The 25,957-nt window shown below is 68.7% G+C and carries 25 protein-coding genes; 9 read left to right on the top strand and 16 right to left on the bottom strand.

What is annotated here, in order from left to right; translation table 11 throughout:
* Nucleotides 1-304: 304 nt before the first annotated feature.
* Nucleotides 305-2,122 carry a DEAD/DEAH box helicase gene (locus tag ITJ66_RS11600; protein WP_240043850.1) on the bottom strand — a complete coding sequence of 606 codons (1,818 nt, stop codon included), beginning with the start codon at nt 2,120-2,122 and terminating at the stop codon, nt 305-307.
* A gap of 148 nt (nt 2,123-2,270) precedes the next feature.
* Between ITJ66_RS11600 and ITJ66_RS11595 the strand changes: the two genes are divergently transcribed.
* Nucleotides 2,271-3,080, top strand: a complete 810-nt coding sequence (locus ITJ66_RS11595) for an SGNH/GDSL hydrolase family protein (protein WP_079705978.1) — start codon at nt 2,271-2,273, stop codon at nt 3,078-3,080.
* A gap of 39 nt (nt 3,081-3,119) precedes the next feature.
* Here ITJ66_RS11595 and ITJ66_RS11590 read toward each other — a convergent pair whose 3' ends face one another.
* Together ITJ66_RS11590 and ITJ66_RS11585 are read right to left on the bottom strand one after the other, a co-directional pair.
* Nucleotides 3,120-4,364, bottom strand: a complete 1,245-nt coding sequence (locus tag ITJ66_RS11590; protein WP_194644634.1) for a D-alanyl-D-alanine carboxypeptidase — start codon at nt 4,362-4,364, stop codon at nt 3,120-3,122.
* An 85-nt stretch (nt 4,365-4,449) separates the two neighbouring features.
* Complete coding sequence (locus ITJ66_RS11585; protein WP_194644633.1) at nt 4,450-5,253, bottom strand: RNA methyltransferase; 804 nt, start codon at nt 5,251-5,253, stop codon at nt 4,450-4,452.
* Nucleotides 5,254-5,391: 138 nt separating this feature from the next.
* Between ITJ66_RS11585 and ITJ66_RS11580 the strand changes: the two genes are divergently transcribed.
* Entirely contained in the window at nt 5,392-6,294 is a 903-nt protein-coding gene (locus ITJ66_RS11580) for a Sir2 family NAD-dependent protein deacetylase (protein WP_085510927.1), read from the top strand.
* 4 nt (nt 6,295-6,298) lie between these two features.
* Here ITJ66_RS11580 and ITJ66_RS11575 read toward each other — a convergent pair whose 3' ends face one another.
* Nucleotides 6,299-7,201 (bottom strand): alpha/beta fold hydrolase, encoded by a 903-nt coding sequence (locus ITJ66_RS11575; protein WP_137241650.1) that lies wholly within the window; start codon nt 7,199-7,201, stop codon nt 6,299-6,301.
* A 104-nt stretch (nt 7,202-7,305) separates the two neighbouring features.
* Here ITJ66_RS11575 and ITJ66_RS11570 point away from each other — a divergent pair, with 104 nt between their 5' ends.
* Nucleotides 7,306-8,079 (top strand): 3'-5' exonuclease, encoded by a 774-nt coding sequence (locus ITJ66_RS11570; protein ID WP_194644632.1) that lies wholly within the window; start codon nt 7,306-7,308, stop codon nt 8,077-8,079.
* 72 nt (nt 8,080-8,151) lie between these two features.
* On the opposite strand, the gene ITJ66_RS11565 is transcribed toward ITJ66_RS11570, so the two are convergent.
* The 3 genes from ITJ66_RS11565 to glgA all read right to left on the bottom strand — a co-directional run bounded on the left by ITJ66_RS11565 (nt 8,152) and on the right by glgA (nt 10,612).
* On the bottom strand, nt 8,152-8,400 hold the full coding sequence (locus tag ITJ66_RS11565) for a type B 50S ribosomal protein L31 (RefSeq protein ID WP_056005588.1): 249 nt from the start codon (nt 8,398-8,400) through the stop codon (nt 8,152-8,154).
* A gap of 156 nt (nt 8,401-8,556) precedes the next feature.
* The gene (locus ITJ66_RS11560) at nt 8,557-9,369 is read right to left on the bottom strand and encodes an ABC transporter ATP-binding protein (RefSeq protein ID WP_159878845.1); all 813 of its coding nucleotides are present in this window, start codon (nt 9,367-9,369) and stop codon (nt 8,557-8,559) included.
* Between the two features lie 61 nt (nt 9,370-9,430).
* Nucleotides 9,431-10,612: a glycogen synthase gene (gene glgA / locus ITJ66_RS11555; RefSeq protein WP_137241652.1), complete on the bottom strand. Its 1,182-nt coding sequence runs from the start codon at nt 10,610-10,612 to the stop codon at nt 9,431-9,433.
* Between the two features lie 45 nt (nt 10,613-10,657).
* On the opposite strand from glgA, the gene ITJ66_RS11550 reads away from it, so the two are divergent.
* Nucleotides 10,658-11,902 carry a glucose-1-phosphate adenylyltransferase gene (locus tag ITJ66_RS11550; RefSeq protein WP_064296946.1) on the top strand — a complete coding sequence of 415 codons (1,245 nt, stop codon included), beginning with the start codon at nt 10,658-10,660 and terminating at the stop codon, nt 11,900-11,902.
* Entirely contained in the window at nt 11,899-12,594 is a 696-nt protein-coding gene (gene serB, locus ITJ66_RS11545; RefSeq protein WP_191941118.1) for a phosphoserine phosphatase SerB, read from the top strand. Before ITJ66_RS11550 ends, serB begins: the two co-directional genes overlap by 4 nt.
* 58 nt (nt 12,595-12,652) lie before the next feature.
* Here the strand turns inward: serB and fabG are convergent, their stop codons facing one another.
* Nucleotides 12,653-13,363, bottom strand: coding sequence for a 3-oxoacyl-ACP reductase FabG (fabG, locus tag ITJ66_RS11540; protein WP_079705970.1), 711 nt, complete (start codon nt 13,361-13,363; stop codon nt 12,653-12,655).
* A gap of 161 nt (nt 13,364-13,524) precedes the next feature.
* On the opposite strand from fabG, the gene ITJ66_RS11535 reads away from it, so the two are divergent.
* Genes ITJ66_RS11535 through ITJ66_RS11525 form a run of 3 tightly spaced genes read left to right on the top strand, consistent with a single transcriptional unit; the run spans nt 13,525 to nt 14,899 of the window.
* Nucleotides 13,525-13,833: a DUF3099 domain-containing protein gene (locus ITJ66_RS11535; RefSeq protein ID WP_085510920.1), complete on the top strand. Its 309-nt coding sequence runs from the start codon at nt 13,525-13,527 to the stop codon at nt 13,831-13,833.
* The gene (locus tag ITJ66_RS11530; RefSeq protein ID WP_194644631.1) at nt 13,830-14,054 is read left to right on the top strand and encodes a hypothetical protein; all 225 of its coding nucleotides are present in this window, start codon (nt 13,830-13,832) and stop codon (nt 14,052-14,054) included. Before ITJ66_RS11535 ends, ITJ66_RS11530 begins: the two co-directional genes overlap by 4 nt.
* Nucleotides 14,051-14,899 carry an SURF1 family protein gene (locus ITJ66_RS11525; RefSeq protein WP_137241655.1) on the top strand — a complete coding sequence of 283 codons (849 nt, stop codon included), beginning with the start codon at nt 14,051-14,053 and terminating at the stop codon, nt 14,897-14,899. Before ITJ66_RS11530 ends, ITJ66_RS11525 begins: the two co-directional genes overlap by 4 nt.
* An 80-nt stretch (nt 14,900-14,979) precedes the next feature.
* Here the strand turns inward: ITJ66_RS11525 and abc-f are convergent, their stop codons facing one another.
* From abc-f to sufB, 7 genes are all read right to left on the bottom strand, one after another.
* Nucleotides 14,980-16,578: a ribosomal protection-like ABC-F family protein gene (abc-f, locus tag ITJ66_RS11520; protein WP_056005615.1), complete on the bottom strand. Its 1,599-nt coding sequence runs from the start codon at nt 16,576-16,578 to the stop codon at nt 14,980-14,982.
* Nucleotides 16,579-16,709: 131 nt separating this feature from the next.
* Nucleotides 16,710-17,876 (bottom strand): MalY/PatB family protein, encoded by a 1,167-nt coding sequence (locus tag ITJ66_RS11515; protein ID WP_191941117.1) that lies wholly within the window; start codon nt 17,874-17,876, stop codon nt 16,710-16,712.
* Between the two features lie 93 nt (nt 17,877-17,969).
* Entirely contained in the window at nt 17,970-18,299 is a 330-nt protein-coding gene (locus tag ITJ66_RS11510; protein WP_056005622.1) for a metal-sulfur cluster assembly factor, read from the bottom strand.
* 28 nt (nt 18,300-18,327) lie between these two features.
* On the bottom strand, nt 18,328-19,104 hold the full coding sequence (sufC, locus tag ITJ66_RS11505) for a Fe-S cluster assembly ATPase SufC (protein WP_079002531.1): 777 nt from the start codon (nt 19,102-19,104) through the stop codon (nt 18,328-18,330).
* A 4-nt stretch (nt 19,105-19,108) separates the two neighbouring features.
* Nucleotides 19,109-19,432: a non-heme iron oxygenase ferredoxin subunit gene (locus ITJ66_RS11500; RefSeq protein ID WP_064296937.1), complete on the bottom strand. Its 324-nt coding sequence runs from the start codon at nt 19,430-19,432 to the stop codon at nt 19,109-19,111.
* Nucleotides 19,432-20,640, bottom strand: a complete 1,209-nt coding sequence (gene sufD, locus ITJ66_RS11495) for a Fe-S cluster assembly protein SufD (protein ID WP_191941116.1) — start codon at nt 20,638-20,640, stop codon at nt 19,432-19,434. Before sufD ends, ITJ66_RS11500 begins: the two co-directional genes overlap by 1 nt.
* Nucleotides 20,640-22,058, bottom strand: a complete 1,419-nt coding sequence (gene sufB / locus ITJ66_RS11490; RefSeq protein WP_056005633.1) for a Fe-S cluster assembly protein SufB — start codon at nt 22,056-22,058, stop codon at nt 20,640-20,642. The genes sufD and sufB overlap by 1 nt, the downstream gene beginning before the upstream one ends.
* A gap of 307 nt (nt 22,059-22,365) precedes the next feature.
* Between sufB and ITJ66_RS11485 the strand changes: the two genes are divergently transcribed.
* Nucleotides 22,366-23,337, top strand: a complete 972-nt coding sequence (locus tag ITJ66_RS11485; protein ID WP_137243062.1) for a heme A synthase — start codon at nt 22,366-22,368, stop codon at nt 23,335-23,337.
* A 67-nt stretch (nt 23,338-23,404) separates the two neighbouring features.
* On the opposite strand, the gene ITJ66_RS11480 is transcribed toward ITJ66_RS11485, so the two are convergent.
* Entirely contained in the window at nt 23,405-25,954 is a 2,550-nt protein-coding gene (locus tag ITJ66_RS11480) for a DEAD/DEAH box helicase (RefSeq protein ID WP_194644630.1), read from the bottom strand.
* Nucleotides 25,955-25,957: the final 3 nt, after the last annotated feature.

Genomic DNA, 25,957 nt, shown 5'->3' with positions numbered 1-25,957 from the left:
GGACTCCACGACACGCCGACACCCGAGATCGTCTTCGGCCAGAGCGAGAACCGGCGCACCTCCGCCGGTCCCTGAGCCTGCACCGCCGGTCCCTGAGCCTGCACCGCCGGTCCCTGAGCATCCTCCGCCGGTCCCTGAGCCTGTCGAAGGGTGGTCGGAGCAGGGGCCCCCGTGGGCACTTCGACAAGCTCAGTGACCGGGAGAGCTCCGTCCGGAACACGCCGGTCCCTGAGCCTGTCGAAGGGCAGCTCCGGCGGGCTGACCGCGATGCAGGAGAACGCGCGCGCGAGAAGAAGCGCTGTCCTCAGTGCCCGTGGCCCAGGCGCCGACGGAGCAGGTCGATGCGCGACTGCAGCTGCGTCACGCTCGCCTGTGCCACGGCGGGGCCGCCGCAGACGCGTCGCAGTTCGGCGTGCACGAGTCCGTGCGGCTCCTTCGTGTGCTTGGCGTAGAGGCCGACCAGGGTGTTGAGCACCTGGCGCTGCTCCTTGAGGGTGCGGTAGAGCGGAGCGGGGATGTCCGCCTGCGGACTCGGCGAGGCGGCGTTCTTGTCGACGAACGCCCCGCGCTTGGCCTGGCGGCTCTGGCGCTGCACGAGCAGCTCGTGCACCTGTTCAGGCTCGAGGAGCCCGGGGAACCCGATGAAGTCGAACTCCTCCTCGGTGCCCGGCTGGGCGAGCTCGCCGAACTCGTCGCCGTCGAACACCACCCGGTCGAAGTGCGCGTCCGAGGAGACGGCCTGCCAGGTGAACTCCTCGAGGAGTGAGTCGGAAGCCTTGTCCTCGCGCTCCGCGGCCGCCATCATCGCGTCCTCCGGGTTGAAGAGGTCGCCCTCCGCGTCCGGGTCGCTCGGGCGGTCGAGTGCGTGGTCGCGTTCGAGCTCGAGTTTCTCAGCGAGGGCCATCAGGTTCGGCACGTTCGGGAGGAAGATGCTGGCGATCTCGCCGCGTCGACGTGCCCGGACGAATCGCCCGATCGCCTGCGCGAAGAACAGCGGCGTGGCGGACGACGTCGCGTAGACGCCGACGGCGAGTCGTGGGACGTCCACGCCTTCCGACACCATGCGGACCGCGACCATCCAGCGCTTGGTGTTCCCCGAGAAGTCGGCGATCCGGTCGCTGGCCTCCTTCTCGTCGGAGAGGACGATCGTGGGCTGCTCCCCCGTCAGCTCGTGCAGGATGGCGGCGTAGGCTCGCGCGGTCGTCTGGTCGGTGGCGATCACGAGTCCGCCGGCGTCGGGGACCGCTTGACGGACCTCGGATAGTCGGAGGTCAGCGGACTTCAGGACCGCCGGGATCCAGTCACCCTGGGGGTCGAGGGCGGTGCGCCAGGCCGCGGAGGTGATGTCCTTCGTGTTGCCCTCGCCGAGGCGGGCCTCCATCTCGTCGCCGGCCTTGGTCCGCCAGCGCATGTGGCCGGCGTAGACCATGAAGAGCACCGGACGGACGACCCCGTCCTGGAGTGCTCGACCGTACCCGTAGTTGTAGTCGGTGACGGAGGTCCGGATGCCCTGGTGATCCGGCTGGTAGACCACGAACGGGATCGGTGCCGTGTCTGACCGGAACGGGGTCCCGGTCAGGGACAGGCGACGGGTCGCCCGCGAGAAGGCCTCGTGGATGCCGTCGCCCCAGCTCAGGGCGTCGCCGCCGTGGTGGACCTCGTCGAGGATGACGAGGGTGCGACCCGAATCGGTCGTGCGCTGATGCACGGGCGGGTTCGCCGCGACCTGGGCGTAGGTGACCGCGACACCGTGGTAGTGGCGGCCGAAGACCTGATCGCGGTTCGCGAAGTTCGGGTCGAGGCGGATGCCGACCCGGCTCGCGGCCTCGGCCCACTGGCGCTTCAGATGATCGGTCGGGGCGACGACCGTGATGCGGTCGATCGTTCCGCGATGGAGGAGTTCGGAGGCGAGCCGCAGCGCGAACGTCGTCTTGCCTGCGCCCGGTGTCGCCGCCGCGAGGAAGTCACGGGGTTCGGTCGTGAAGTACTGCTCGAGCGCCTCGGCCTGCCAGGCTCGAAGTTTGCTCGCCGTGCCCCACGCTGCGCGTTCCGGGAAGGCCGGTGAGAGGTGTTCGGCTGCGGACCCGCCCAGGTGCTGGGTCGAAGAGATTTCCGCGTTCACTGGAGACCACTGTACCCGGCCGCACCGACACCGCCGACCATCGTGTGCGTCCCCGACACCCATCCGGATGTCCGACTCGCGACTGATCCGCCAGCCGAGGGGCGGGCGTACGCTGGAGGTTCCGGATGCACAGCAGGAGGAACCACCCATGACCGAACAGCACCATCCCTGGTCGCGGTACGTCGCCATCGGCGACTCGTTCACGGAGGGGATCGGCGATCCCGAGCCGGGGGCGCCGGGCGGGCACCGCGGATGGGCCGATCGCGTCGCCGAGGTGCTGGCCGCGCAGAACTCGGACTTCGCCTACGCCAACCTCGCGGTGCGCGGCAAGCTCGCTCAGCAGATCCTCGACGACCAGGTGGAGCCGGCCCTGGAGCTGCACCCGGACCTCATCACGATCTCGGCGGGCGGCAACGACGTGATCCGGCCCGGCACAGACCCCGACGACATCGCCAGACGACTCGAGCAGGCGATCATCCGACTCCGGAGCGACGGAGCGACGGTCGTGCTGTTCACCGGCGTGGACGTCGGCTTCTCCCCCGTCTTCCGGAGCATCCGCGGCAAGGTCGCGATCTACAACGAGAACCTGCGGGCCATCGCCGCCCGACACGACTGCATCATCGCCGACCAGTGGGCCCTCCAGGCGATCCAGGATCCGCGGATGTGGGCACCGGACCGCCTGCACCTGAACGCGCTCGGCCACCACGAGGTCGCCCGCCTCGTCCTGCACGCGCTGAACGTCGAGAACGACCTCAAGCCGCTGCAGCCGGAGCCGCTCCCCGTCAGGCGTTGGCGTCAGGCCCGGACCGAGGACTTCGCCTGGGCGCGTGAGTACCTCGTGCCGTGGGTGCTCCGTCGGGTGCGGCACCAGTCGTCCGGCGACCACATCACCGCCAAGCGACCGCTCGCCGGCCCGTTCCTCACGGTCGCAGCGCAGGACCAGGAACTCGACGTCTGACCGTCCGGCCGATCACCCGGGCTCCGGCGTCTGCTGCGGTCACGGGTTGGTCAGGCGCCACCAGGGCGTGACCGGCGTGACGTCCGCGTCGAGGGCCAGCGGGACGTCGATCGTCGCCGCGCCGCCCTCCGCGCCCGCCCCCACGGTGTAGCTGAGCTTCCCGACCGTCGAACCGGCGGCACCCGCGTCGATGGCTCTGGCGCGGCTCTCGACCGTGATCGGGGTGTCCTGCCAGACGAGCACGGAGGCGTCGGAGGCCACGACGACCTTCGCGGCCTGGTCCCACGCGGTCGAGTAGGAGCCGACCGACTGCCCGGCGGTGGCGAGCTGGACCTGGTGGAATCCGGCCGGCACGCTCTGCAACAGGGAGACCACGGCCTCGTTGAGCACGGTGTGGTCGTCGGCACCGAGGATGACGCCGACGACGGTCACCGTCCGCCCCGCCACCTGGAGGTCGGCGGAGAACAGCAGGCAGGCGCCCGAGGCGTCGTCGGTCCCCGTCTTCATGCCGGTCACCCCGTACTGGCCGAGGAGGGCGTTCGTGTTCTCGACCTCGCCGATGGCGGGCAGCACCGCCGTGGGCTCCTTGACGATCGACGAGAGCACCGGGTCGGCGAGCACGAGCTTGCCGATGGTCACGAGGTCGCTCGGGGTGCTGACGTTCGTCTCGCCCAGGCCGCTCGTGTTCGTGACGGTCGTGCCCGTCAGCCCACGTGCATCGAGCCAGGCGCGCGCCGCGTCGAGGTACGCGTCGACCGAACCGAAGGCCCAGACGGCGAGGGAGATGCTGTAGTTGTTCGCCGACGGGAGGAGCAGTGCTTCGAGCATCTGCCGCTGGGTGAACACCGACCCGGCGACGACGGGTGCCGCTGAACCGTTCTCCGCGATGGTGTCGTAGTAGAACCCGACGTCGGCGTCGGTCAGCGTGATGGACGGGCCCTGATCTCCCGCGGCGAGCGGCTTGGCCTCCAGCACGACGAGGGAGGTGATCGTCTTCGTGATGCTCGCGATGGGGAACGGCGTCTGCTCGCCACTCGAACTCAGGACGCCGTCGAACCCGACGGCACCGATGGCGCCCCGCCCGAATCCGGGCCAGGCGACCGGTGTCGACTGCTGGACGAGCGAGGTGGTGAGGGCGTCGCTGGAATCGAGCGTCGCAGCCGCGGCCGGCACCGGGCGGAGCAGCGCGCCTGCGCTGTACCCGAACACCCCGATGAGGATGGCGAGGACACCGAAGACGGCGAGACGGCGGCGGCGGTAGATCTGTCGTCTCGTGAGTGGCACCCGGTCATGCTACCCGGCGCTCCTGCGCGTACCCTGTCGCGACGTGCCGCTCACCGGGTGGTCGTCGGGCAGCGAGGGACCGTGGTCAGCGGACCCGGAGCTCCCAGAGGGCGACGGCACTGGCCGACGCGACGTTCAGCGAGTCGACGCCGTGGAGCATCGGGATGGTCACGATCGTGTCGGCCGCGGCGAGGGCCGAGGCGCTCAGACCGTCACCCTCGGCGCCGAGCACGATGGCGAGCCGTTCCGGCGCGGTCCGAGCATAGGTGTCGAGGTCGACGGCATCGTCGGCCAGGGCGAGGGCGGCCGTCTCGAAGCCGGCATCCCGCAGGACGCCGGCTGCGACGTCCCATTCCGGCAGGCGGGTCCACGGCACCTGCAGGACCGTGCCCATGCTGACGCGGACGCTCCGGCGGTACAGCGGGTCGGCGCAGCGCGGGGTGATCAGGACCGCGTCGGCACCGAGGCCCGCGACGGAGCGGAAGATGGCGCCGACGTTGGTGTGGTCGACGATGTCCTCGAGGATGACCACCCGGCGGGCGTCGGCGAGGAGTTCGGCGGGGTCGGCGAGCGGTGGGCGGTGCATGGCCGCGAGCGCTCCCCGGTGCAGGTGGAAGCCCGTCAGCTGCTCGAGGAGTGCGGGCTCCCCGACGAAGACCGGGACGTCGTGGTCCTCGAGGAGTGGCGAGACGTCCTCGAGCCACTTCTCCTGCAGCAGGACCGATCGTGGTCGGTGCCCGGCGCGGAGCGCACGTTCCATGACCTTCGTCGACTCGGCGATGTACAGGCCACCAGCGGGTTCGGACACCCGGCGGAGGGCGACGTCCGTCAGTCGCGCGTAGTCGTCGAGTCGTCCGTCGTCGAGATCGGTGATCCGGATGACCTGCATGGGAGACGTCCTCTCGACGCGATGTTCGACCTCCACCTTGCCAGAGTGGGAACACGATCGAAAACGAGGCCGTTTAGACTCAGGGGAAGCGATGGCCCGGAGCACTCCGATCATCGCGGACGGATGGACGGAGCAGGCATGAGCACGCTGATCGCAGCAGGGGATCCCGCTGACGAGACGGCCGAGGCCGGGCTCGAACGGGCGATCGAGCTGCTCGCGGATCGCCGTGTCGCCTTCCTCACCGGGGCCGGCGTGAGCACGGACTCCGGCATCCCCGACTACCGGGGCCAGGGCGCTCCGGTGCGGACCCCCATGACGGTCGACCAGTTCCTGTCCAACGACGACGCCGCGCGCAAACGCTACTGGGCCGGCAGTCACCTCGGGTGGAAGCGGTTCGACGGCGCTCGCCCGAACGCCGGCCACCGGGCGATCGCACTCCTCGAAGAGGCCGGCATCGCCGACGGCGTCATCACGCAGAACGTCGACGGCCTCCACGTCAGGGCCGGCTCGCGCCGCGTCGTCGACCTGCACGGGTCGATGGACCGCGTCAGCTGTCTCTCCTGCGGGCAGAGTTACGCCAGGTCGAGCATCGCGGAGCGCATGACGGCCCTGAACCCCTGGCTCGACACCGAGACGGACGTGACGATCAACCCGGACGGCGATGCCGAGGTCGGACGGGTCGACGAGATCGTCGTCCCCGTGTGCACGGTCTGCGGTGGCATGTTGAAGCCGGACGTGGTCTTCTTCGGCGAATTCATCCCGACGGAGAAGTACGCCGAGGCGGCAGCACTCGTGCGCGGCGCCGACGCACTCGTGATCGCCGGCTCCTCCCTCGTGGTCAACTCGGGGATCCGGCTCCTCGAACTCGCCCGCCGGAAGCGGTTGCCGATCGTCGTCATCAACCGCGGCGTCACGAAGGCGGACGGCCGCGCGGACGTGAAGCTCGACGCTGGTGCCAGTGAGACGCTCACCGGGATCGCCGCTCGCCTGGTCCCGTCCGCCTTCACGAGCGTCGTCTCGCAGGAGGCGACCGACGCCTGACGCCTCAGGCGTCGGTGCGGTCGTCCGCGAGGAACGCGGTGAGGCGCTGCGCCGCGTCGTGCGGCTCCTCGTAGTGGATGAGGTGTCCGACGCCCGGGATGACGTGCAGCTGCGCGTCGGCGAACCGCTTCGCGAGCGCGTACTGCGCGGCCACGGGCGTGATGTCGTCACGCTCGGCGGCGATGAGCAGCGTGCGGCTCGGGATCCGGTCGGCGTACTCGCTGACGTCGTGGCTGACCGAGGCGGTGAATGACTCGAGGACGACCTCCCGGTCGGCGAAGGCGCTGAAGTACTGGTCGTGCTGGGCGTGGATCCACCGACGGAGCGTCGGGTCCTTCGTCTTCGACATCGCGACGCTCATGATGCGCACGACACCCTTGTTCCGGAGGAAGGCGAATCCCAGGCGTTTCGGGAGCTTCGCGGACGACCAGTAGTAGAAGACCGCGAGCCTCGTCAGGACACCTCGAGGGCCCTGGAGCGCCGGGGCGGCGATCGGGTTCACGAGGATGAGGTCGTCCGGTCGGAGTCCCCCGGCGACGGCGGCGCTCGACACGATCGAGCCGAACGAGTGCCCGAGCAGGACGACACGGCCGGTCAGGTGCAGTTCCTCGATGAACCGTCCCAGCCAGGCGGCGTACCCCTCGACGGAGTGGGTGGCCTCGGGGAAGGGAGCCGAGCTGCCGAAGCCGGGGAGGTCCGGAGCGATGATCCGGAACCCGGAGAGCTGCGCGACGACCGGTTCGAGGCCGTGGTGGTCGCCCCGGAACCCGTGCACCATGACGATCGTCGTCGACGCCTCGTGGTCGCCGTAGTCCCAGAACCGGGTCTCGGCTCCGTCCACGATGAGCGAGCGCTCCCGGACGGGGATGCGGTCGAGCTGGTCGGCGTACGGTGATTCGACGGGCATCCACTCAGTCTAGGCAGTCCGGCTCCGCGTTCACCCGACGACGCGGACCGTGCCGCCCCGGCGTGGCACAGGACCCTGTCGGAGGTGCGTCATAGGGTGAAGGCGTGAACACGGTCGATGCGAATCCCCACTGGACGGACCGCCTGGCGGTCTTCGATCTCGAGACGACGGGCATCGAGGTGGAGACGAGTCGCATCGTGACCGCCTTCGTCGGTGTCATCACCGCGGACGGTTCGGTCGAACGTTCGTGGTCGTGGATGGCCGATCCCGGGGTCGAGATCCCCGCTCGCGCCGCCGAGATCCACGGCGTCACGACGGAGCGGGCCCGGGCGGAGGGGCGTCCGGCGCCGGCCGTCGTCGGAGAGATCGTCGCCGTCCTCACCGAGCTGTTCGCCGCGCGGACCCCGGTGGTCGCCTACAACGCTCCTTACGATTTCTCCCTCCTGCACTTCGAGGCGGAGAGACACGGGGTGACGTCGATCACCGACCCGTCCCCCGTCGTCGACCCGCTGATCCTCGACCGGCGGCTCGACACCTTCCGGCGCGGCAAGCGGACGCTCGAGGTCGTCGCCGCCCTACACGGCGTTCCGCTCGAGGGTGCGCATGACGCGGGGGTGGACGCCGTCGCCGCCGGACGCGTCGCTCAAGCCATCGGTCGGCTTCATGCCGACGCCCTGCCGACGAGCGTCGACGAGTTGCACGAGGCCCAGCGGACCTGGTCGCTCGAGCAGGCGGAGAGCTTCCAGTCCTACATGCGCCGCGTGCGCGATCCCGAGTTCGTCGCCGACGGTGCTTGGCCCATCCGCACCGGACGCTCTGCCGCCCGACCCGAGGCGCCGATCATCGTCCCAGCGGACCAGCTGCCCATCGGCATCTGAGCTGTACGGCTCGGCACGACGACGAACGCCCCGATCCGAGGATCGGGGCGTTCGTGTATTCCAGCTGAAGGACTACTTGCCGAAGCCCTTGAAGCGCTGGTTGAACTTCTCGACGCGACCGGCGGAGTCCATGATGCGCTGCTTGCCCGTGTAGAACGGGTGCGACTCGGACGAGATCTCCACGTCGATCACCGGGTAGGTGACGCCGTCGAGGTCGATCGTCTTGCCCGACGAGACCGTCGAGCGCGTGAGGAACGTCGCGCCGGAGGCGAGGTCGCGGAAGACGACGGCTTCGTACGTGGGGTGGATGTCAGATTTCATCAGCAGTCCTTGTTGAGTGGATGGTGTGGGTAGTACCCGCGCTCGGAACTCCAGGCACGAGGCAGAAAGCTCTTGGCTCCGCGAGCCAAAGGTCGACTTTACCAGACTCGGCGCGCGTCTGCTCGCCAGCCGAGGACGACTCGCCGAGCATGGCGGTCAGGAGGGAGCGACGGCCGAGCGTCCGGCGCGGGCCGAGCGGGCGTGGAACCGGCCGTCCTCCTCGGTCAGTTCGATCGGGAGGTCGAAGGTCTCGCTGAGGTGCTCGGCCGTGAGTGTCTCGGCGATCGGGCCGGCGGCGACGATGCCGCCGTCGCGAACGAGCAGGACGTGGGTGAAGCCGACGGGGATCTCCTCGACGTGGTGGGTCACCATGATGATCGCCGGTGAGTCGTCGGCGCTCGCGTAGCCGCCGAGCAGCTCGACGAGCTCCTCGCGTGTGCCGAGGTCGAGGCTCGCGGCCGGCTCGTCGAGCAGGAGGAGTTCGGGGTCGGTCATGATGGCCCGCGCGATCTGCACGCGCTTCTGCTCGCCGTCGCTCAGTGTGCCGAAGCGGCGGTCGGCGAGGTGGTCGAGCTTCCATTCGGCGAGGACCCGCGACGCGCGCTTCACGTCGATGTCCTCGTACTGCTCGACCCAGCGCCCGGTGACCGAGTAGGCCGCCGTGAGCACGACGTCCAGGACGGTCTCCTCCGGCGGCACCCGCTTCGCGAGGGCGGAGGACGCGAAGCCGATGCGTGGGCGCAGTTCGAAGACGTCGACCCGGCCGAGCGTCTCGTCGAGCACGGAGACCGTGCCCTTCGAGGGGTGGATGAGCGTGGCCGCGAGCTGCAGGAGCGTCGTCTTGCCGGCGCCGTTCGGGCCGAGGACGATCCATCGCTGGTCGCCCGTCACCGTCCAGTCGACGCCATCGAGGATGGGGTTGAGATTACGGACGACGGACACATCGGAGAACTGCAACACGCTCGGCATGGTCCTAGCCTATCCGCCAAGACTCGTCGCGTCGCCGTCCTCCGAGGTGTCCGCAGGTGGTTCAGACCAGGCTGCGGTAGAGCTCCGCCGTCTGGGTGGCGATGCGCGACCAGCTGAAGTCGGACTCCGCGCGTCGGCGACCAGCGGCCCCGTAGGCCCTCGCCTGGGCGGGATCCTGGACGACCTCGGTGAGGGTGGCGGCGAGGTCGGCGACGAAACGCTCCGGGTCGAGCGGGGTGCCGGTGCCGTCGGACGCCTGCGCGAGCGGGACGATCCTGCCGGTCACACCGTCCTGCACGACCTCCGGGATGCCGCCGGTCCCCGTCCCGACCACGGCGGCACCGCAGGCCATCGCCTCGAGGTTGACGATGCCGAGCGGCTCGTAGATCGATGGGCACACGAAGGTCGTGGCGGCGGTGAGGACGGTGCACAGCTCGTGACGCGGGAGGAGTCGTTCGATCCACACGACCCCGGTGCGCTCGCGCTGCAGCTCCTCGACGAGCCCCTTGACCTCGGCGAGGATCTCGGGGGTGTCGGGAGCGCCGGCGCACAGGATGAGCTGCACGTCGGGCGGCAGCAGTCGGGCCGCGCGGAGCAGGTACGGCAGCCCCTTCTGACGGGTGATCCGACCGACGAAGACGACGGAGGGACGGGACGGGTCGATACCGAGGGACCGCAGCAGCTCGTCGTCCACGCGTGGTTGCCAGTCGGTCAGGTCGATGCCGTTGTAGATGACCTGCACCTTGGCCGGGTCGAGGCTCGGGTACGACCGCAGGATGTCGCGACGCATGCCGTCGCTGACCGCCACGACGGCCGCGGCGCCTTCGTAGGCGGACTGCTCGATCCAGCTGGACACGCGGTACCCACCGCCCAGCTGCTCGGCCTTCCACGGGCGGAGCGGTTCCAGACTGTGCGCGGTCACGACGTGCGGGATGCCGTGCAGCAGTGACGCGAGGTGACCGGCGCCGTTCGCGTACCAGGTGTGCGAGTGCACGAGGTCGGCCCCGGCGACGTCCTGGGCGATCAGGAGGTCCGTCCCGAGTGTCGTGAGGGCGCCGTTCGCCCCCTCGAGCTCGGCCGGGACGCCGTACGCGACGGTGTCGGCTTCGTCGCGTGGCGCGCCGAAGCAGCGCACGGTCACGTCGATGTCGCTGCGGAGGGATTTCACCAGCTCCGACACGTGGACGCCTGCGCCGCCGTAGATCTCCGGCGGGTACTCCTTTGTCACAAGATCAACTCGCATGTCTAGACGCTAGTACAGGTCTCGTCCGGCATCTATTGTGAAGCCATGGCCGCCTCAAAGAAGATCTTCGGAATCGTCCTCGCTGGTGGGGAAGGGAAGCGGTTGATGCCGCTGACCGCAGACCGCGCGAAACCGGCCGTACCGTTCGGCGGGCAGTACCGCCTGATCGATTTCGCGCTGTCGAACCTCATCAACTCCGGACTCACCCAGATCGTCGTCCTCACCCAGTACAAGTCCCACAGCCTCGACCGCCACGTCTCGCAGACCTGGCGGTTGTCCGGCCTGCTCGACTCCTATGTCGCGTCCGTGCCGGCGCAGCAGCGTCTCGGGAAGCGCTGGTTCAGCGGATCCGCCGACGCGATCCTGCAGAGCCTCAACCTGATCCGCGACGAGAAGCCCGACATCGTCGTGGTCGTCGGCGCCGACCACGTCTACCGCATGGACTTCGCGCAGATGATCGAGGCGCACATCGCCTCGGGCAAGAAGGCGACGGTCGCCGCGATCCGTCAGCCCATCTCCCTCGCCGACCAGTTCGGCGTCATCGACGTCGACGCGGACGACCCGACGACCATCGCCCGCTTCCTCGAGAAGCCGCTCGACGCGCCGGGCCTGCCCGACTCCCCCGGTGAAGTGCTCGCCTCGATGGGCAACTACGTCTTCGACGCCGACGCACTCATGCAGGCGGTCATCGACGACGGCGAGGTGACGAGCTCGAACCACGACATGGGTGGCGACATCGTCCCGTACTTCGTCGATCGCGGCGAGGCCGGCGTCTACGACCTCCAGCGGAACGATGTACCCGGATCGACGGATCGCGATCGCTACTACTGGCGCGACGTGGGGACGATCGAGTCGTTCTACGAGGCCCACCAGGACCTCATCTCGACGCTCCCGATCTTCAACCTGTACAACCGCGACTGGCCGATCTTCAGTTCGCAGCTGAACTCGCCGCCGGCGAAGTTCGTGCGGGACGCGAAGGGCAACCTCGGCCAGACCATCGACTCGATCGTCTCCCTCGGTTCGCTGCTGTCCGGTGCCCACATCGAGCGCAGTGTCCTCGGGCCGTGGGCGCTCGTGGAATCCGGCGCCCACGTCTCCGACTCGGTCGTGTTCGACAAGGTCCACATCGAACCGGACGCCGTCGTCAAGCGGGCTATCCTGGACAAGGATGTGGTGGTCACCTCCGGCGCGAGCGTCGGTGTCGACCACGACCGTGACCGCGCTCGCGGCTTCACGGTCACCGAATCCGGTCTCACCGTGGTTGGCAAGGGAGTACGCGTCGTTCCATGAGTACCGAGCGTTCGGCAGTGGCGGATCCCGAGGCAGCACTCCCCCCACAGGCCGGACGAGGTGTCCGGTTCCTCGCGGTCCTCGACGCCGACTCGACGCTCATCGAGAACGAGGTGATCGAGCTGCTCGCCGAGGAGGTCGGCAGCCTCCCCGAGGTCGCCGCCATAACCGAGCGCGCCATGCGCGGTGACCTCGACTTCGCCGACAGCCTCCGGGCCCGGGTCGCGACGCTCGCGGGCCTGCCCGTCGACCGGATCCCGGTGATCGCCGAACGGATCCGGACGACGGCCGGCCTGGAGACGCTGATCGGCCGGCTGCATGCGCACGGGTCGCGGATCGGTGTCGTGTCGGGCGGGTTCCATGAACTGCTCGACCCGCTCGCCGAGGCACTCGGCCTCGACCATGTGCGGGCGAACCGCCTCGAGACCGCCGACGGTCGGTTGACGGGAGGCCTCAGCGGTCCCATCATCGACGCGGCGGCGAAGGCGGCCGCACTGCAGGAGTGGGCCGACGAGGACGGCGTGCCGTTGGCACGGACGATCGCGATCGGCGACGGAGCCAACGACCTCGAGATGATGGCCGTCGCCGGGCTCTCGGTCGCGTTCAACGCGAAGCCGATCGTCCGCCGCCATGCCGACCTCGTCGCCGGGCGGGTCGACCTCGCCGGCGTCCTCCCGCTCCTCGGGCTCTGATCCGCGCGTCGGTGTCAGCGCCCGAGGTCGGGTTCTGCTCGGTGCGGTGCTGCCCGGGTCAGTGACCCATGCCGAGGCCGCCGTCGACCGGGATCACGGCGCCGGAGATGTAGCCCGCGTCGTCACCGGCGATCCACGTGACGACCTTCGCGACCTCGTTCGCACTCGCGAAACGCGCTGCCGGGATGCTCTTCTTGTACTCGGCCTGGGTCTCGGCGGGCAGTTCGGCGGTCATGTCGGTCTCGATGAACCCCGGGGCGATCACGTTCGCCGTGATCCCACGTGCACCGAGTTCGCGGGTGATGGATCGCGCCATGCCGATGAGGCCGCTCTTCGAGGCCGCGTAGTTGACCTGTCCGGCGGACCCGTAGAGGCCCACGACGCTGGAGATGAGCACGATGCGCCCGAAGCGTGCCTTGAGCATGCCCTTGGACGCGCGCTTGACGACGCGGAAGGAGCCGCCGAGGTTCGTGTCGACCACCTGGTCGAAGTCGTCCTCGCTCATCCGCATGAGCAGGGTGTCCTTCGTGATGCCCGCGTTCGCGACGAGCACCTCGACCGGCCCGAGCTCCGACTCGATCTCGGTGAACGCCGCGTCGACGGAGGCGGCGTCGGTGACGTCCGCGCGGACCGTCAACGTGCCGGCGGGGCCCTCGCCGGATCGTGCGGTGACGGCGACGCGGTGACCCTGCGCGACGAACTCCTCGGCGATGGCGAAGCCGATCCCCCGGTTGCCTCCGGTGACGAGTACGGTGCGTGGTGCGGTCATGGTCGATTCCTCTCCTGCGGCGATACCGGCCGACTCGTGCGGCGGCCGTCGGGGCGCGCGGCGTTCCGGCCGCGGACCCGTACCAGCATATGGGGGTACTCCCTTTCTCCCGGTGATTTGGGGGCTTCGCCCACCCGCCGAGCGCGTAGGCTGGTCATGGCATGAAGCAGCAGAGCATCACCTCCCTCCCACCGGCTCCCGAACAGGAGCGCCGGCAGCGGCTCATCAAGTACTCGATCACCATGGGTGTCCGGTTGCTTTGCCTCGCTGCGCTCCCGTTCGTCCAGGGCGGCTGGATGTTCGCGGTCGCAGCCGGCGCCATCTTCCTGCCGTACGTCGCCGTGATCATCGCGAACGCCGGGTCGCTGCCGTCGCAGGGGGCCATCGAGCGCCCCACCGGTGTCGTCGTGTCCCAGCGGCCGACCATCGTCGACGACTCGGTTCCGCCTCGTCCGGCCGACCAGGCATGATCGGGTTCGGTGCCGAGCCCGACGGCGTGATCTGCTCCCGGGCCGGCTGCAGCGCGGCGGCGAGCTGGCGGATCGAGTGGCGCAATCCGAAGATCCACGCGGAGGACCGCGTGAAGGTCTGGACCGCCTGCGACGAACACGTCGACTTCTTGGAGGCCTTCCTCGAAGCCCGCTCCTTCCCGCTCGAGCGGCGTCCGCTGGCGTCGGCGGTCGGCTCATGAGCGCGGGGTGGCGGTTCGCCTTCAGCCGCCGTTGGCTCGGCTACCTCGGCGTGGCGATCGTGTTCGCGATCGTGTGCGTCCTCCTCTCCAACTGGCAGCTCGCCCGGGCGAGCGAGAAGGAGGAGGAGGTCCAGCGCATCGAGACCAACTGGGACGCGACCCCGATCCCGCTCGACGAAGCGCTGCCGTCGCTCGACTCCTTCAGCGTGGCCGACGAATGGCACCCGGTGTCGATGAGCGGTACCTACCTGCCTGACGAACAGCTGCTGGTGCGGAACCGTCCCCGGAACAACCAGGCGGGCTTCAACGTCCTCACGCCGCTCCGACTTGCCAACGGAGACGTGTTCATCGTCGACCGTGGCTGGGTCGCTGCGAACGATTCACTCGAAGCACCCGAATCGATCCCGGCGCCTCCGAGCGGTGAGGTCTCGGTCGTCGTCCGCATCCGACCCGGCGAACCGACGCTCCCGGGCCGCGGGGCCGCCGACGGCCAGGTGGCCACGATCAACCTCCCGCAGATCGCCGAACTCCGCGGCGAGACGCTCTACTCCGGTGCGTACGGCATGCTCCTCTCGGAGAGCCCGGCGCCTGCCGAGGCGGCACCGCTCGGTCCGATCAAGCCCGAGCCGAACGAGGGGATGCACCTCTCGTACGCGCTGCAATGGGTGGTCTTCGCGCTGATGGGCTTCATCTTCCTCGCCTATGCCATCCGTCAGGAGTACCGCATCCTGAACTCCGACGACCCGAAGGAGCAACGGCGTGCGGCTGCGCGCGCCGAACGGCTCGCCGCGAAGGCACGGTCCGACGCCGACATCGAGGATGAGATCCTCGAAGCGAGTCGCTGACCCGACTGCCCCGAGCCGTCGACGGACGGGGCATACCCGGCCCGTGATGCTCATGGGCCGGGCGGGCCGGCCCGCTGGCGCTAGGCCAGGCTGACGAGGTCCTGGTAGTCCTTGTTCCAGTGGTCCTCGACGCCGTCGGGCAGGATGAGCACCCGCTCGGGGTTGAGCGCCTCGACGGCGCCCTCATCGTGACTCACGAGCACGACGGCACCCTCGTAGTGGGCGAGCGCGTCGAGGATCTCCAGCCGGCTGGCCGGGTCGAGGTTGTTGGTCGGTTCGTCCAGAAGGAGCATGTTCGCGCCCGAGACGACGATCATCGCGAGAGCGAGTCTCGTCTTCTCGCCACCGGACAGCACGCCCGCGAGCTTGTTGGAGTCGTCGCCGGTGAACAGGAACGAGCCGAGGACCTTGCGCGCTTCCATCTCGGTGATGTTCGGCGACGAGGAGACCATGTTCTCGAGCACGCTGCGCTTCACGTCGATCGTCTCGTGCTCCTGCGCGTAGTAGCCGATCCGCAGGCCGTGCCCGGGCTCGAGCTGCCCGGTGTCGGGCTGGTCCACTCCGGCGAGGATCCGCAGCAGGGTCGTCTTGCCCGCACCGTTGAATCCGAGGATGACGACCTTCGAGCCACGGTCGATCGCGAGGTCGACGGCCGTGAAGATCTCGAGCGAGCCGTAGCTCTTCGACAGGTTGCTCGCCATGAGCGGCGTCCGGCCACAGGGCGCCGGGGTCGGGAACCGCAGCTTGGCCACGCGGTCTTGCGCGCGGACTTCTTCGAGCCCGGAGAGCATCCGCTCGGCGCGAGCCACCATCTGGTGGGCTGCGGCCGCCTTGCTGGCCTTCGCACCGAACTTGGCCGCCTGGAGCTGGAGCGCCGTCGCCTTCTTCTCGACGTTGGTGCGCTCCTTCTTCCGGCGCTCCTCGTCGGCTTCGCGCTGACGCTGGTAGTTCTTCCAGTTCATGTTGTAGATGTCGATGACGGTGCGGTTCGCATCGAGGTAGAAGACCCGGTTGACGGTCTCGCCGACGAGCTCGATGTCGTGCGAGATCACGATGAACCCGCCCTTGTACTGCTTGAGGAACTCACGCAGCCAGACGACGGAGTCGGCGTCGAGGTGGTTGGTCGGCTCGTCGAGGATGAGCGTCTCGGCGTCGGAGAAGAGGATGCGCGCGAGTTCGATGCGGCGACGCTGTCCACCCGAGAGCGTCTTCAGCTGCTGATCGAGGATGCGGTCGGGCAGGTTCAGGTTCGATGCGATCGAGGCCGCCTCGGCCTCTGCGGCGTACCCGCCGAGCGCGTTGAACCGGTCGGTGAGGTTGCCGTACTTCTTCATGGCGGCTTCCGCCACCTTCGGGTCGTCGCTCGCCATGGCCATGCTGGACTCGTGCATGCCGAGCGCGAGCTGGCCGAGACCGCGCGCATCGAGGATGCGGGTGCGGGCGAGGTCCTCCGGGTTACCGGAGCGCGGGTCCTGCGGCAGGTAACCGATCTCGCCACCGCGATCGATCTTGCCGTTCGTCGGGAGGGTCTCCCCAGCCAGCGTCTTGGTCAGGGTCGTCTTCCCGGCACCGTTACGGCCGACGAGGCCGATCTTGTCGCCGGCGGACACGCGGAAGTTCACGTGCTCCATGAGCACGCGTGCCCCCACGCGGATCTCGAGGTCGTGCACACTCAGCACAGGCATAGTCCATTTCTTCGGGTGCGTTTCGACAACGCGGAGGGTGGGGGTCAGCCTCCCAGTATAAATCGTGAATCCGATGCTCAGCACCGCGGCCGTTCCGGCAGGGTTCCGGCGCGGCCGGACGGGCGTCAACGCAGGGCGGAGATCCGTCCGATCGCCTCGGTGAGGAGCTCGGGTGAGCAGGCCAGGTTGAGTCGTGCGTGGCCGACGCCTCCGGGCCCGAACGGGGCTCCCTCCTGCAGGGCCACGCGCGCCTCGCGCAGGATGCGCCGCGCCGGGGGTTCGGTCCAACCGAGCGCGGTGCAGTCCAGCCAGGCGAGGTACCCGGCGGCAGGCGGACGGTAGCCGACCTCTGGCAACTCGGTGCCCAGCAGCTCACCGAGCAGCCGCCGGTTGCCGTCGAGCAACCCGAGGAGCCCGTCCAACCAGGGCTCTCCGGCCTCGAAGGCGGCGACCGAAGCCAGCACACCGAACTGACCCGTCCGCCAGAACACCTCGACCGGCATCCCCGCGACCACGCTCCGCGGCCCCGGGCCGGCGGTGACCATCACCGCGCACTTCAGGCCGGCGAGGTTCCAAGCCTTGCTCGCCGACAGGACGGCGTACCCGTGTTCGGCGGCCTCGTCGGACACGCTGAGATAGGGGACGAACCGCTCGCCCGGCTGGGTGAGCGGAGCGTGGATCTCATCGCTCACGACCGTGACCCCGTACCGCGCGGCCAGCGCGGCGACCGAGCGGAGTTCGTCGACCGTGTGCGGCCGACCGATCGGGTTGTGCGGGTTGCAGAGCAGGAACGCCTTCGCGCCGTTGCGGAAGGCGGCTTCGAGACCGTCCAGGTCGAGCCGCCAGCCTCCGGCGGGATCGTCGGCGCGGCTGGACCCGAGCAAGGGGACGTCCACCACGACTCCCCCGGCCTCGATGACGAGGTCGAAGAACGGCGGGTAGACCGGCGAGGTGATCACGACGCCCTCGCCGGGCGAGATGACGCGACGCAGGATCTCGACGATGCCCATGCTGACGTCGGCGGTGGTGAACACGGAGCCGGGATCCACGACCCATCCCCAACGTCGCGCTGCGAAGTCGGCGAACACCTGCGGGAGCCGCGTGCGGCTCGCGACATACCCGGCGTCACCGCGGTCGATCGCCGCGTGCAGGGCATCGCGGACCACGGGTGCCAGGGGGACGTCCATCTCGGCGACGAACATGGGCAAGACGTCGTCGGGGTACTCGGACCACTTCTCGCTCGTCCGGCTGCGCAGGACGTCGAGGGGGTCTGCGGACACGATCTCGGTCATGCCTCGACCCTATCCGGGATCAGCCGGACGACGCTGCCGGGAACAGGACGACGGACGGCTGCAATGCAGCCGTCCGTCGTCGTGGAGGTTCGATCAGATCGAGAAGCCGAGGGCACGCATCATGTCGCGCCCGTCGTCCGTGATGCGCTCCGGGCCCCACGGCGGCATCCACACCCAGTTGATGCGGAAGGCGTCGACGATGCCGTCGAGCGCTTGACCCGTCTGCTCCTCGAGGACGTCCGTGAGCGGACATCCGGCGGAGGTCAGGGTCATGTGGATGATGAGCGCGTCGTTCTCGTCATCCCAACCCAGGTCGTAGATGAGACCGAGGTCGACCACGTTCACCCCGAGCTCGGGGTCCATGACGTCCTTGAGCGCCTCTTCGACCTCGTCGAATCGTTGCGGACTGAGCGTTGTTACCATGTCGTTATCTTAGACCGCTCGCGCGGCTTCAGGCACCTTCCGGGGCGACGACGGCATCGACGAGGAAACGGTCGTAGCCTTCGTTCTCGAGTCGGTCGGCGAGCTCGGGACCGCCCTGCTCGGCGATCTTGCCGGCGACGAAGACGTGCACGAAGTCCGGCTTGATGTAGCGCAGGATGCGCGTGTAGTGCGTGATCAGCAGGACGCCGAGGCCCGTGTTCTCCTTGGCGCGGTTGACGCCCTCGGACACGATCTTGAGGGCGTCGACGTCGAGGCCGGAGTCGGTCTCGTCGAGGACTGCGAACTGCGGCTTCAGCAGCTCGAGCTGGAGGATCTCGTGACGCTTCTTCTCGCCACCGGAGAAGCCCTCGTTGACGTTGCGCTCGGCGAAGGCAGGCTCCATGCGCAGGTTCTTCATCGACTCGCGGACGTCCTTGATCCAGCCGCGGATCGCGGGCGCCTCGCCGTCGACCGCGGTCTTCGCCGTGCGAAGGAAGTTCGTGACCGTGACACCGGGGATCTCGACGGGGTACTGCATCGCGAGGAAGAGTCCGGCACGGGCGCGCTCGTCGACGCTCATCGCGAGGACGTCCTCGCCGTCCAGCGTGATGGATCCGCTGTCGACGGTGTACTTCGGGTGGCCGGCGATCGTGTACGCGAGCGTGGACTTACCCGAACCGTTCGGACCCATGATCGCGTGGGTCTCGCCCTTCCGGATGGTGAGGTCGACGCCACGCAGGATCGGCTTGGTGCCCTGTTCGGTTTCGACGCTGACGTGCAGGTCGCGGATTTCGAGGACTGACATGGTGCTAGATCTCTTTCGTTGCGGTCGGGTCGATGTAGATGTCGCCGTCGATGAGCTCGACGGTGTAGACGGGGACCGGCTCGTAGGCCGGAAGGGTGAGCGGCTTGCCCGTCGTGAGCGAGAACTGCGAGCCGTGTGCCCAGCATTCGAGGTTGCCGTCCTCGACGAAGCCTTCGGACAGCGAGATGTCGCCGTGGGTGCAGACGTCGCCGATCGCGAACAGTTCGTCCGATGCGTCGCGCACGAGGGCGATCGGCACGCCGTCCACCACGACCCGCTTGGCCTGGTTGACGGCGAGCTCGTCGAACGAGCACACCTTCGTTGCCATCAGTGCTGCGCTCCGCCGGTGCCCTGTCCGTCGGCGCCGAGCAGTTCGGCCTCGATGGCCGCCGAGAGGCGCTCCTGCAGCTCGGTGTCGCCGATCTGCTGGATGATCTCCACGAGGAAGCCGCGGACGACGAGTCGTCGTGCCTCGTCCTCAGGGATGCCTCGAGCCTGCAGGTAGAAGAGCTGCTCGTCGTCGAAGCGTCCGGTCGCGCTCGCGTGACCGGCACCGGCGATGTCGCCGGTCTCGATCTCGAGGTTCGGCACGGAGTCGGCACGGGTGCCGTCGGAGAGGACCAGGTTGCGGTTCTGCTCGTAGCTGTCGGTGCCGACGGCACGGTTGCTGATGAGGACGTCGCCGATCCACACGGACCGCGCACCCTCGCCCTGCAGTGCGCCCTTGTAGGTCACGCGCCCGCGGGTGTTCGGTGCGTCGTGGTGCATGTAGACCTGCTGCTCGAGGTGCTGACCCGCGTCGGAGAAGTACACGCCGAGCGAGTCGAGGTCCGAGCCCTGACCGGCGAGGTGCAGGGTCGGGTTCACCCGGACGACCTTGCCGCCGAGCGACACCACGACGTGCTTGAGGTGGGCGTCGCGACCGATGGACGCGAAGTGGCTGGCGAGGTGCACGGCTGCGTCGTCCCACCACTGCACGGTCACGACGGTCACGTCGGCCTGCTCGCCGACGACGATCTCGACGTTCTCGGTGAGGCGGGCGTCGCCCGCGTTCTCGATGATGATGAGGCCGCGGCTGAACGGTGCGGCGGTGATGACGGTGTGCGCAGCGCGGGCGCCGTCGCCGAGCCCGCTCCGCTCGAGGCGCAGGGTCTTGGACTCCTCGCCCGTGACCGAGATCGCCAGCGCCTGGTCGAAGCTCGACCAGGCGTTCGCGGAGGCGCGCTCCTCCGGCACGCCGGCGGAGCCGACGCGGGCGTCGTCGCGACTGATCCACTCGACGCTGAAGCCGTCGACGTCGTCGTGCGTGATCGGGGTGGGCGAGCCGTCGAGCTCCCCCGCGGTGAGGTCGGTGAACTGCGCGACCGGGCTGAGCTTCCAGACCGCCTCGCGTCCCGTCACCGCTGGGAAGTCGGCGACATCATAGGAGCTGAAGCGCTCCGATCGGGTCTGCACCGGGATGACGCGTCCTGCGCCGTCGCTGTGTGCCGTGATGCCGTGCTGTCCTTCGGTCTGAGTCGGTGCTGCAGTCGTCATTAACCGACGGATCCTTCCATGCCCATCTCGATGAGCTTGTTGAGTTCGAGTGCGTACTCCATGGGCAGTTCGCGGGCGATCGGCTCGATGAAGCCCCGGACGATCATCGCCATGGCCTCGTCTTCCGGCATGCCGCGGCTCATGAGGTAGAAGAGCTGCTCCTCGCTGACCTTGGACACCGTCGCCTCGTGTCCGAGCTGGACGTCGTCCACACGGATGTCGATCGCCGGGTACGTGTCGCTGCGGGAGATGGTGTCGACCAGGAGCGCGTCGCAGCGCACGGTGTTGGCCGAGTGATGGGCGTTGGCGTCCACCCGGACCTCGCCGCGGTATCCCGCGCGTCCGCCGCCTCGGGCGATCGACTTGGAGACGATGGACGACTGCGTGTACGGAGCCATGTGGATCATCTTCGCGCCGGCGTCCTGGTGCTGGCCGGGACCGGCGAACGCGACGGACAGGGTCTCGCCCTTGGCGTGCTCGCCCATGAGGTAGATGGACGGGTACTTCATCGTGACCTTGGATCCGATGTTGCCGTCGATCCACTCCATGGTCGCGCCTTCGGCGGCCGTGGCGCGCTTCGTGACCAGGTTGTAGACGTTGTTCGACCAGTTCTGGATCGTCGTGTAGCGGACGCGGGCGTTCTTCTTGACGATGATCTCGACGACCGCGGAGTGCAGCGAGTCCGACTTGTAGATCGGCGCGGTGCAACCCTCGATGTAGTGCACGTAGCTGCCCTCGTCGGCGATGATCAGCGTGCGCTCGAACTGACCCATGTTCTCGGTGTTGATCCGGAAGTAGGCCTGCAGCGGGATCTCGACGTGCACGCCGGGCGGCACGTAGACGAAGGAGCCACCCGACCACACGGCGGTGTTCAGCGCGGCGAACTTGTTGTCGCCGGACGGGATGACCGTGCCGAAGTACTCCTCGAAGAACTCGGGGTGCTCACGCAACGCCGTGTCGGTGTCCATGAAGATGACACCCTGCGCCTCGAGCTCCTCGTTGATCTGGTGGTAGACCACCTCGGACTCGTACTGCGCGGCGACGCCGGAGACGAGGCGCTGGCGCTCCGCCTCGGGGATGCCGAGCTTCTCGTAGGTGTTCTTGATGTCGTCCGGCAGGTCCTCCCAGGTCTGAGCCTGCTTCTCGGTGGACCGGACGAAGTACTTGATGTTCTCGAAGTCGATCTCGGAGAGGTCGGCGCCCCACGTCGGCATGGGCTTGCGCTCGAACAGCTGCAGGGCCTTGAGGCGGCGCTGCAGCATCCAGTCCGGTTCGCTCTTCAGTGCGGAGATGTCGGCCACGACCTCCGTGGAGATGCCGCGGCGCGCTGAAGCGCCGGCGACGTCGCCGTCGTGCCATCCGAACTCGTATTGGCCGAGTCCGGCGAGCTCCGGGCGATCGATCAGGATGTCTGACATGTGTCCCTCTTTCCTCCCTGGAGACAACCACCGGCTGGAGGTCGTCATTCCCTCCCATGGCACGCGCCTGATCGGAGCGGATTGGGGAGGGGATGTGCGGGCGGCTTCTTCGCGAACCTACAATGTTCATGAACCATGGCGCTTCTCGCGCGCACCGTGAACCTCATAATCCTACAGCTTCCTGTGGGTTGTGGGTGAGGACGGTGGATACCGCAGCCGTGGCCACCGCGAACCGAAGGATCGACCCGTGTCACACCACTCCAAGACCGCCGGTCGACCGACGCCGGCACCGTCCCTTCCCGACCGGGTGCGGGCCACCCGGTTCTGGCAGTGGTTGCCGACGACGATCGACAAGCGCGTACGGGTCGTCGCCTGGCTCTCGTTCGCCTTCCAGCTCGTCCTCATCGGGACCGGGGGCGCCGTCCGCCTGACGGCCTCCGGGCTCGGATGCCCGACGTGGCCGCGCTGCACGGACGACTCCTTCGTCAACACGCCGGAGATGGGCATCCACGGCTTCATCGAGTTCGGCAACCGCCTTCTGACCTTCGTCCTCGCGGCCATCGTGATCGCCGCGTTCCTCGCGGTGATCCGCATGCGTCGGCAGCGCCCCGACCTCTTCCGACTGACCCTGCTCCAGGGCCTGTCGATCCCCGCGCAGGCGGTCCTCGGCGGCATCACCGTCCTCACCGGGCTGAACCCGTACGTGGTCGGGCTGCACTTCGTCATCTCGATCGTCCTGGTCGCCCTCGCGACGATGCTCGTCCATCGGGTCTACCGCGGGCCCCGTGGTGCGGTGAAGGTCATGCCCGGCTGGTACCTCGGCGTCGTCCACCTGACGAGCCTCTTCGTCGCCGTCACCGTCGTGTTCGGCATCCTGACGACGGGCTCGGGCCCGCACGCCGGCGACAACTCGAAGGAGGTGCCGGCGCCGCGCAACGGGTTCGACCCCGAGTTCCTCCAGCACCTGCACAGCTGGCCCGCCTACGCGACGCTCGCCGGCACCATCGTGCTGCTCGTCGGCGCGATCGCGCTCGGTGCCCGCCGCGGGTCGCGCGGGGTGCGCACCGCGGTCTCCACGCTGCTCGCGGTCGAAGTGGTGCAGATCATCGTGGGGCTCACCCAGGCCCGCCTCGGACTCCCCGAGGTGCTCGTCGGGCTGCACATGGTGCTCGCCGGACTGCTCGTCGCCGCGATGACCTGGGTCGTGCTGCAGCAGCGGATCCCGGTCCGGACCGCGTCACGCGTCGAGGAGTCGGCATCCCTCAGCGTCTCCCGCTGACGGCTCAGACGCACTTCCGCTGACGGGTCAGCGGGCCTGCTGACGACTCACTGCGCCTGCTGAGGACTCAGAGCATCCCGACCGCGGTCACGCGGACGACCGCGGTCCCGGTCTCGTCGGAGGCGTCGAGATCGATGACCGCGCTGATCCCCCAGTCATGGTCGCCGGCCGGATCGGCGAACACCTGACGCACCCGCCAGACACCACCCGCGTCGCCGACGGGGCGCTCGTCCTCGTCGTCGACGACGAGCAGCGCCGGGCTCCGTGCTGCAGCACCGGTCGGGAGTTCACCGTGCTCCTCGAAGTACGGATCCATGGCGTCCGCCCAGGTGTCGGCGTCGAATCCGGCCGACGCGTCGAGCTCGCCGAGCGCGTCGTAGTGCTCCAGCGACGCGAGCTGGACCCGGCGGAAGAGTTCGTTCCGGACGAGGACGGTGAACGCCCGGCGGTTGGCGAGGACGCTCCGTGGCGTGGGTGGGAGTGACCGACTCGCCTCCGCATGGCGTTCGGGGTCCGGGTGGGACAGTTCCTCCCACTCGTCGAGCAGACTCGAGTCGACCTGTCGGACGAGTTCGCCGAGCCACTCGATGAGGTCCTGGAGCTCTTCGTCCTTGAACTCGTCCGGCACGCTCTGCCGGATCGCCCGGAAGGCGTCGGAGAGGTACCGCAGGACGAGTCCCTCGGACCTCGAGAGACTGTAGAACGAGACGAATTCGCTGAAGTTCAGTGCACGCTCGATGAAGTCGCGCACGACCGCCTTCGGGCGGAGCTCGAGGTCGAGTGCCCACGGCTGCGCAGCGGTGTAGCTCGTGAACGCCGCTTCGAGGAGTTCCGCCAGCGGTCTCGGATGGGTGACCGCCTCGAGGAGCTCCATGCGCTGGTCGTATTCGATCCCCTCGGCCTTCATCGCCTGCACGGCCTCGCCCCTGGCGAGGTGCTGCTGGGCCATGACGATCTGGCGCGGATCGTCGAGCGTCGACTCGACGACCGAGATGACGTCGAGGGCGAAGCCGGGCTCCGCGGGGTCCAAGAGCTCGAACGCGGCGAGGGCGAAGGGCGACAGCGGAGCGTTGAGCGCGAAGTTCGGCTGCAGCTCGACCGTGAGGCCGATGACGACCTCACCCGTCTCGGGGTCGATCGTCTGGGTGATGACGCCTGCCGTGCGGAGGGTGCGGTAGATCTCGAGCGCGCGCCTGGCCAGGGCGAAGCGTCTCGCCCGAGGCTCGTGGTTGTCGAAGACGAGGGAGCGGATGGTGCCGAAGCTGTCACCGCCGCGTGCGATGACGCTGAGCATCATCGCGTGGGTGAGCTGCATGTGGCTGGTCAGCGTTTCAGGCTCGGCCGCGACGAGGCGCTGGAAGCTCGGCTCCCCCCAGGACACGAACCCCTCCGGCGCCTTCTTCCGGATGATCTTCCGGCGCTTCTTCGGGTCGTCGCCGGCCTTCTCGATGAGCTTGAGGTTCTCGGTCTCGTGCTCGGGTGCCTGGACGACGACGGTGCCCGCGGTGTCGTAGCCGGCCCGACCCGCACGACCGGCGATCTGGTGGAACTCCCGGGCGTTCACCTGGCGCATCTTCGTGCCGTCGTACTTCGTGAGCGCCGTGAACAGGACCGTGCGGATCGGGACGTTGATCCCGACGCCGAGGGTGTCCGTCCCGCAGATGACGCGGAGGAGACCACGTTGGGCCAGCTGCTCCACGAGGCGTCGGTACTTCGGCAGCATGCCGGCGTGGTGCACGCCGATCCCGCTGCGGACGAGCCGGGACAGCGTCGTGCCGAACGCGGTGCTGAACCGGAAGTCGCCGATGGCGTCGGCGATCTCGTCGCGTTGCTCGCGGGTGACGACCTTGAGGCTGGTCAAGGCCTGCGCCCGCTCGAGCGCCGCCGCCTGCGCGAAGTGGACGATGTAGATCGGAGCCTGTCCCGTGTGGAGGAGGTCTTCCACGGTCTCGTGGATCGGTGTGGTCGCGTAGGAGAAATGGAGCGGGACCGGTCGTTCGACACCGGTCACGATGGCGGTCTCGCGGCCGGTCCGGCGCTCGAGGTCGCGCGCGAGGTCGCCGACGTCGCCGAGGGTCGCGGACATGAGGATGAACTGCGTGTCCGGGAGGGTGAGGAGCGGCACCTGCCACGCCCACCCGCGGTCGGGGTCGGCGTAGAAGTGGAACTCGTCCATCACGACCTGGTCGATGCCGGCGTCCTCGCCGTGCCGGAGCGCCAGGTTGGCGACGATCTCAGCGGTGCAGCAGATGATCGGCGCGTCGGCGTTCACCGAGGAGTCCCCGGTGACCATCCCGACGTTCTCCGCGCCGAACATCTCGACGAGTGCGAAGAACTTCTCGCTGACGAGCGCCTTGATCGGGGCCGTGTAGTAGCTGCGGCGACCGGAGCTCAGCGCCGCGAAGTGCGCGCCGGCGGCGACGAGGCTCTTGCCGGTGCCCGTCGGGGTGGAGAGGATGACGTTGGCGCCGTCGACGATGCCGATGAGCGCCTCCTCCTGCGCCGGGTACAGGCTGAGTCCGCCGGCCTCGGCCCAGGAGACGAACCGGTCGAAGACGATGTCGGGGCTCTCCCCCGTCGCAGCGATCAGCCGGCCGCGTTCCGCTGCGTCAGCCACCGG

Origin of the sequence: Plantibacter sp. VKM Ac-2885 (assembly GCF_015351205.1) — a bacterium.
GTDB lineage: Bacteria > Actinomycetota > Actinomycetes > Actinomycetales > Microbacteriaceae > Plantibacter > Plantibacter auratus.
The sequence above is the reverse complement of the archived record's forward strand: the minus strand, read 5'-3'. Positions and strand labels throughout refer to the sequence as shown.

Excerpts from the sequence above, each read along its gene's own strand:
- ITJ66_RS11560 (WP_159878845.1), bottom strand. The coding sequence starts at position 9,369 with ATGCCGAGCGTGTTGCAGTTCTCCGATGTGTCCGTCGTCCGTAATCTC.
- fabG (WP_079705970.1), bottom strand. The coding sequence starts at position 13,363 with ATGACCGCACCACGCACCGTACTCGTCACCGGAGGCAACCGGGGGATC.
- serB (WP_191941118.1), top strand. The coding sequence starts at position 11,899 with ATGAGTACCGAGCGTTCGGCAGTGGCGGATCCCGAGGCAGCACTCCCC.
- ITJ66_RS11510 (WP_056005622.1), bottom strand. The coding sequence starts at position 18,299 with ATGGTAACAACGCTCAGTCCGCAACGATTCGACGAGGTCGAAGAGGCG.
- ITJ66_RS11515 (WP_191941117.1), bottom strand. The coding sequence starts at position 17,876 with ATGACCGAGATCGTGTCCGCAGACCCCCTCGACGTCCTGCGCAGCCGG.
- glgA (WP_137241652.1), bottom strand. The coding sequence starts at position 10,612 with ATGCGAGTTGATCTTGTGACAAAGGAGTACCCGCCGGAGATCTACGGC.
- sufD (WP_191941116.1), bottom strand. The coding sequence starts at position 20,640 with ATGACGACTGCAGCACCGACTCAGACCGAAGGACAGCACGGCATCACG.
- ITJ66_RS11575 (WP_137241650.1), bottom strand. The coding sequence starts at position 7,201 with ATGCCCGTCGAATCACCGTACGCCGACCAGCTCGACCGCATCCCCGTC.
- ITJ66_RS11585 (WP_194644633.1), bottom strand. The coding sequence starts at position 5,253 with ATGCAGGTCATCCGGATCACCGATCTCGACGACGGACGACTCGACGAC.
- ITJ66_RS11535 (WP_085510920.1), top strand. The coding sequence starts at position 13,525 with ATGAAGCAGCAGAGCATCACCTCCCTCCCACCGGCTCCCGAACAGGAG.
- sufB (WP_056005633.1), bottom strand. The coding sequence starts at position 22,058 with ATGTCAGACATCCTGATCGATCGCCCGGAGCTCGCCGGACTCGGCCAA.
- ITJ66_RS11530 (WP_194644631.1), top strand. The coding sequence starts at position 13,830 with ATGATCGGGTTCGGTGCCGAGCCCGACGGCGTGATCTGCTCCCGGGCC.
- ITJ66_RS11565 (WP_056005588.1), bottom strand. The coding sequence starts at position 8,400 with ATGAAATCTGACATCCACCCCACGTACGAAGCCGTCGTCTTCCGCGAC.
- ITJ66_RS11550 (WP_064296946.1), top strand. The coding sequence starts at position 10,658 with ATGGCCGCCTCAAAGAAGATCTTCGGAATCGTCCTCGCTGGTGGGGAA.
- sufC (WP_079002531.1), bottom strand. The coding sequence starts at position 19,104 with ATGTCAGTCCTCGAAATCCGCGACCTGCACGTCAGCGTCGAAACCGAA.
- ITJ66_RS11500 (WP_064296937.1), bottom strand. The coding sequence starts at position 19,432 with ATGGCAACGAAGGTGTGCTCGTTCGACGAGCTCGCCGTCAACCAGGCC.
- ITJ66_RS11595 (WP_079705978.1), top strand. The coding sequence starts at position 2,271 with ATGACCGAACAGCACCATCCCTGGTCGCGGTACGTCGCCATCGGCGAC.
- ITJ66_RS11525 (WP_137241655.1), top strand. The coding sequence starts at position 14,051 with ATGAGCGCGGGGTGGCGGTTCGCCTTCAGCCGCCGTTGGCTCGGCTAC.
- ITJ66_RS11580 (WP_085510927.1), top strand. The coding sequence starts at position 5,392 with ATGAGCACGCTGATCGCAGCAGGGGATCCCGCTGACGAGACGGCCGAG.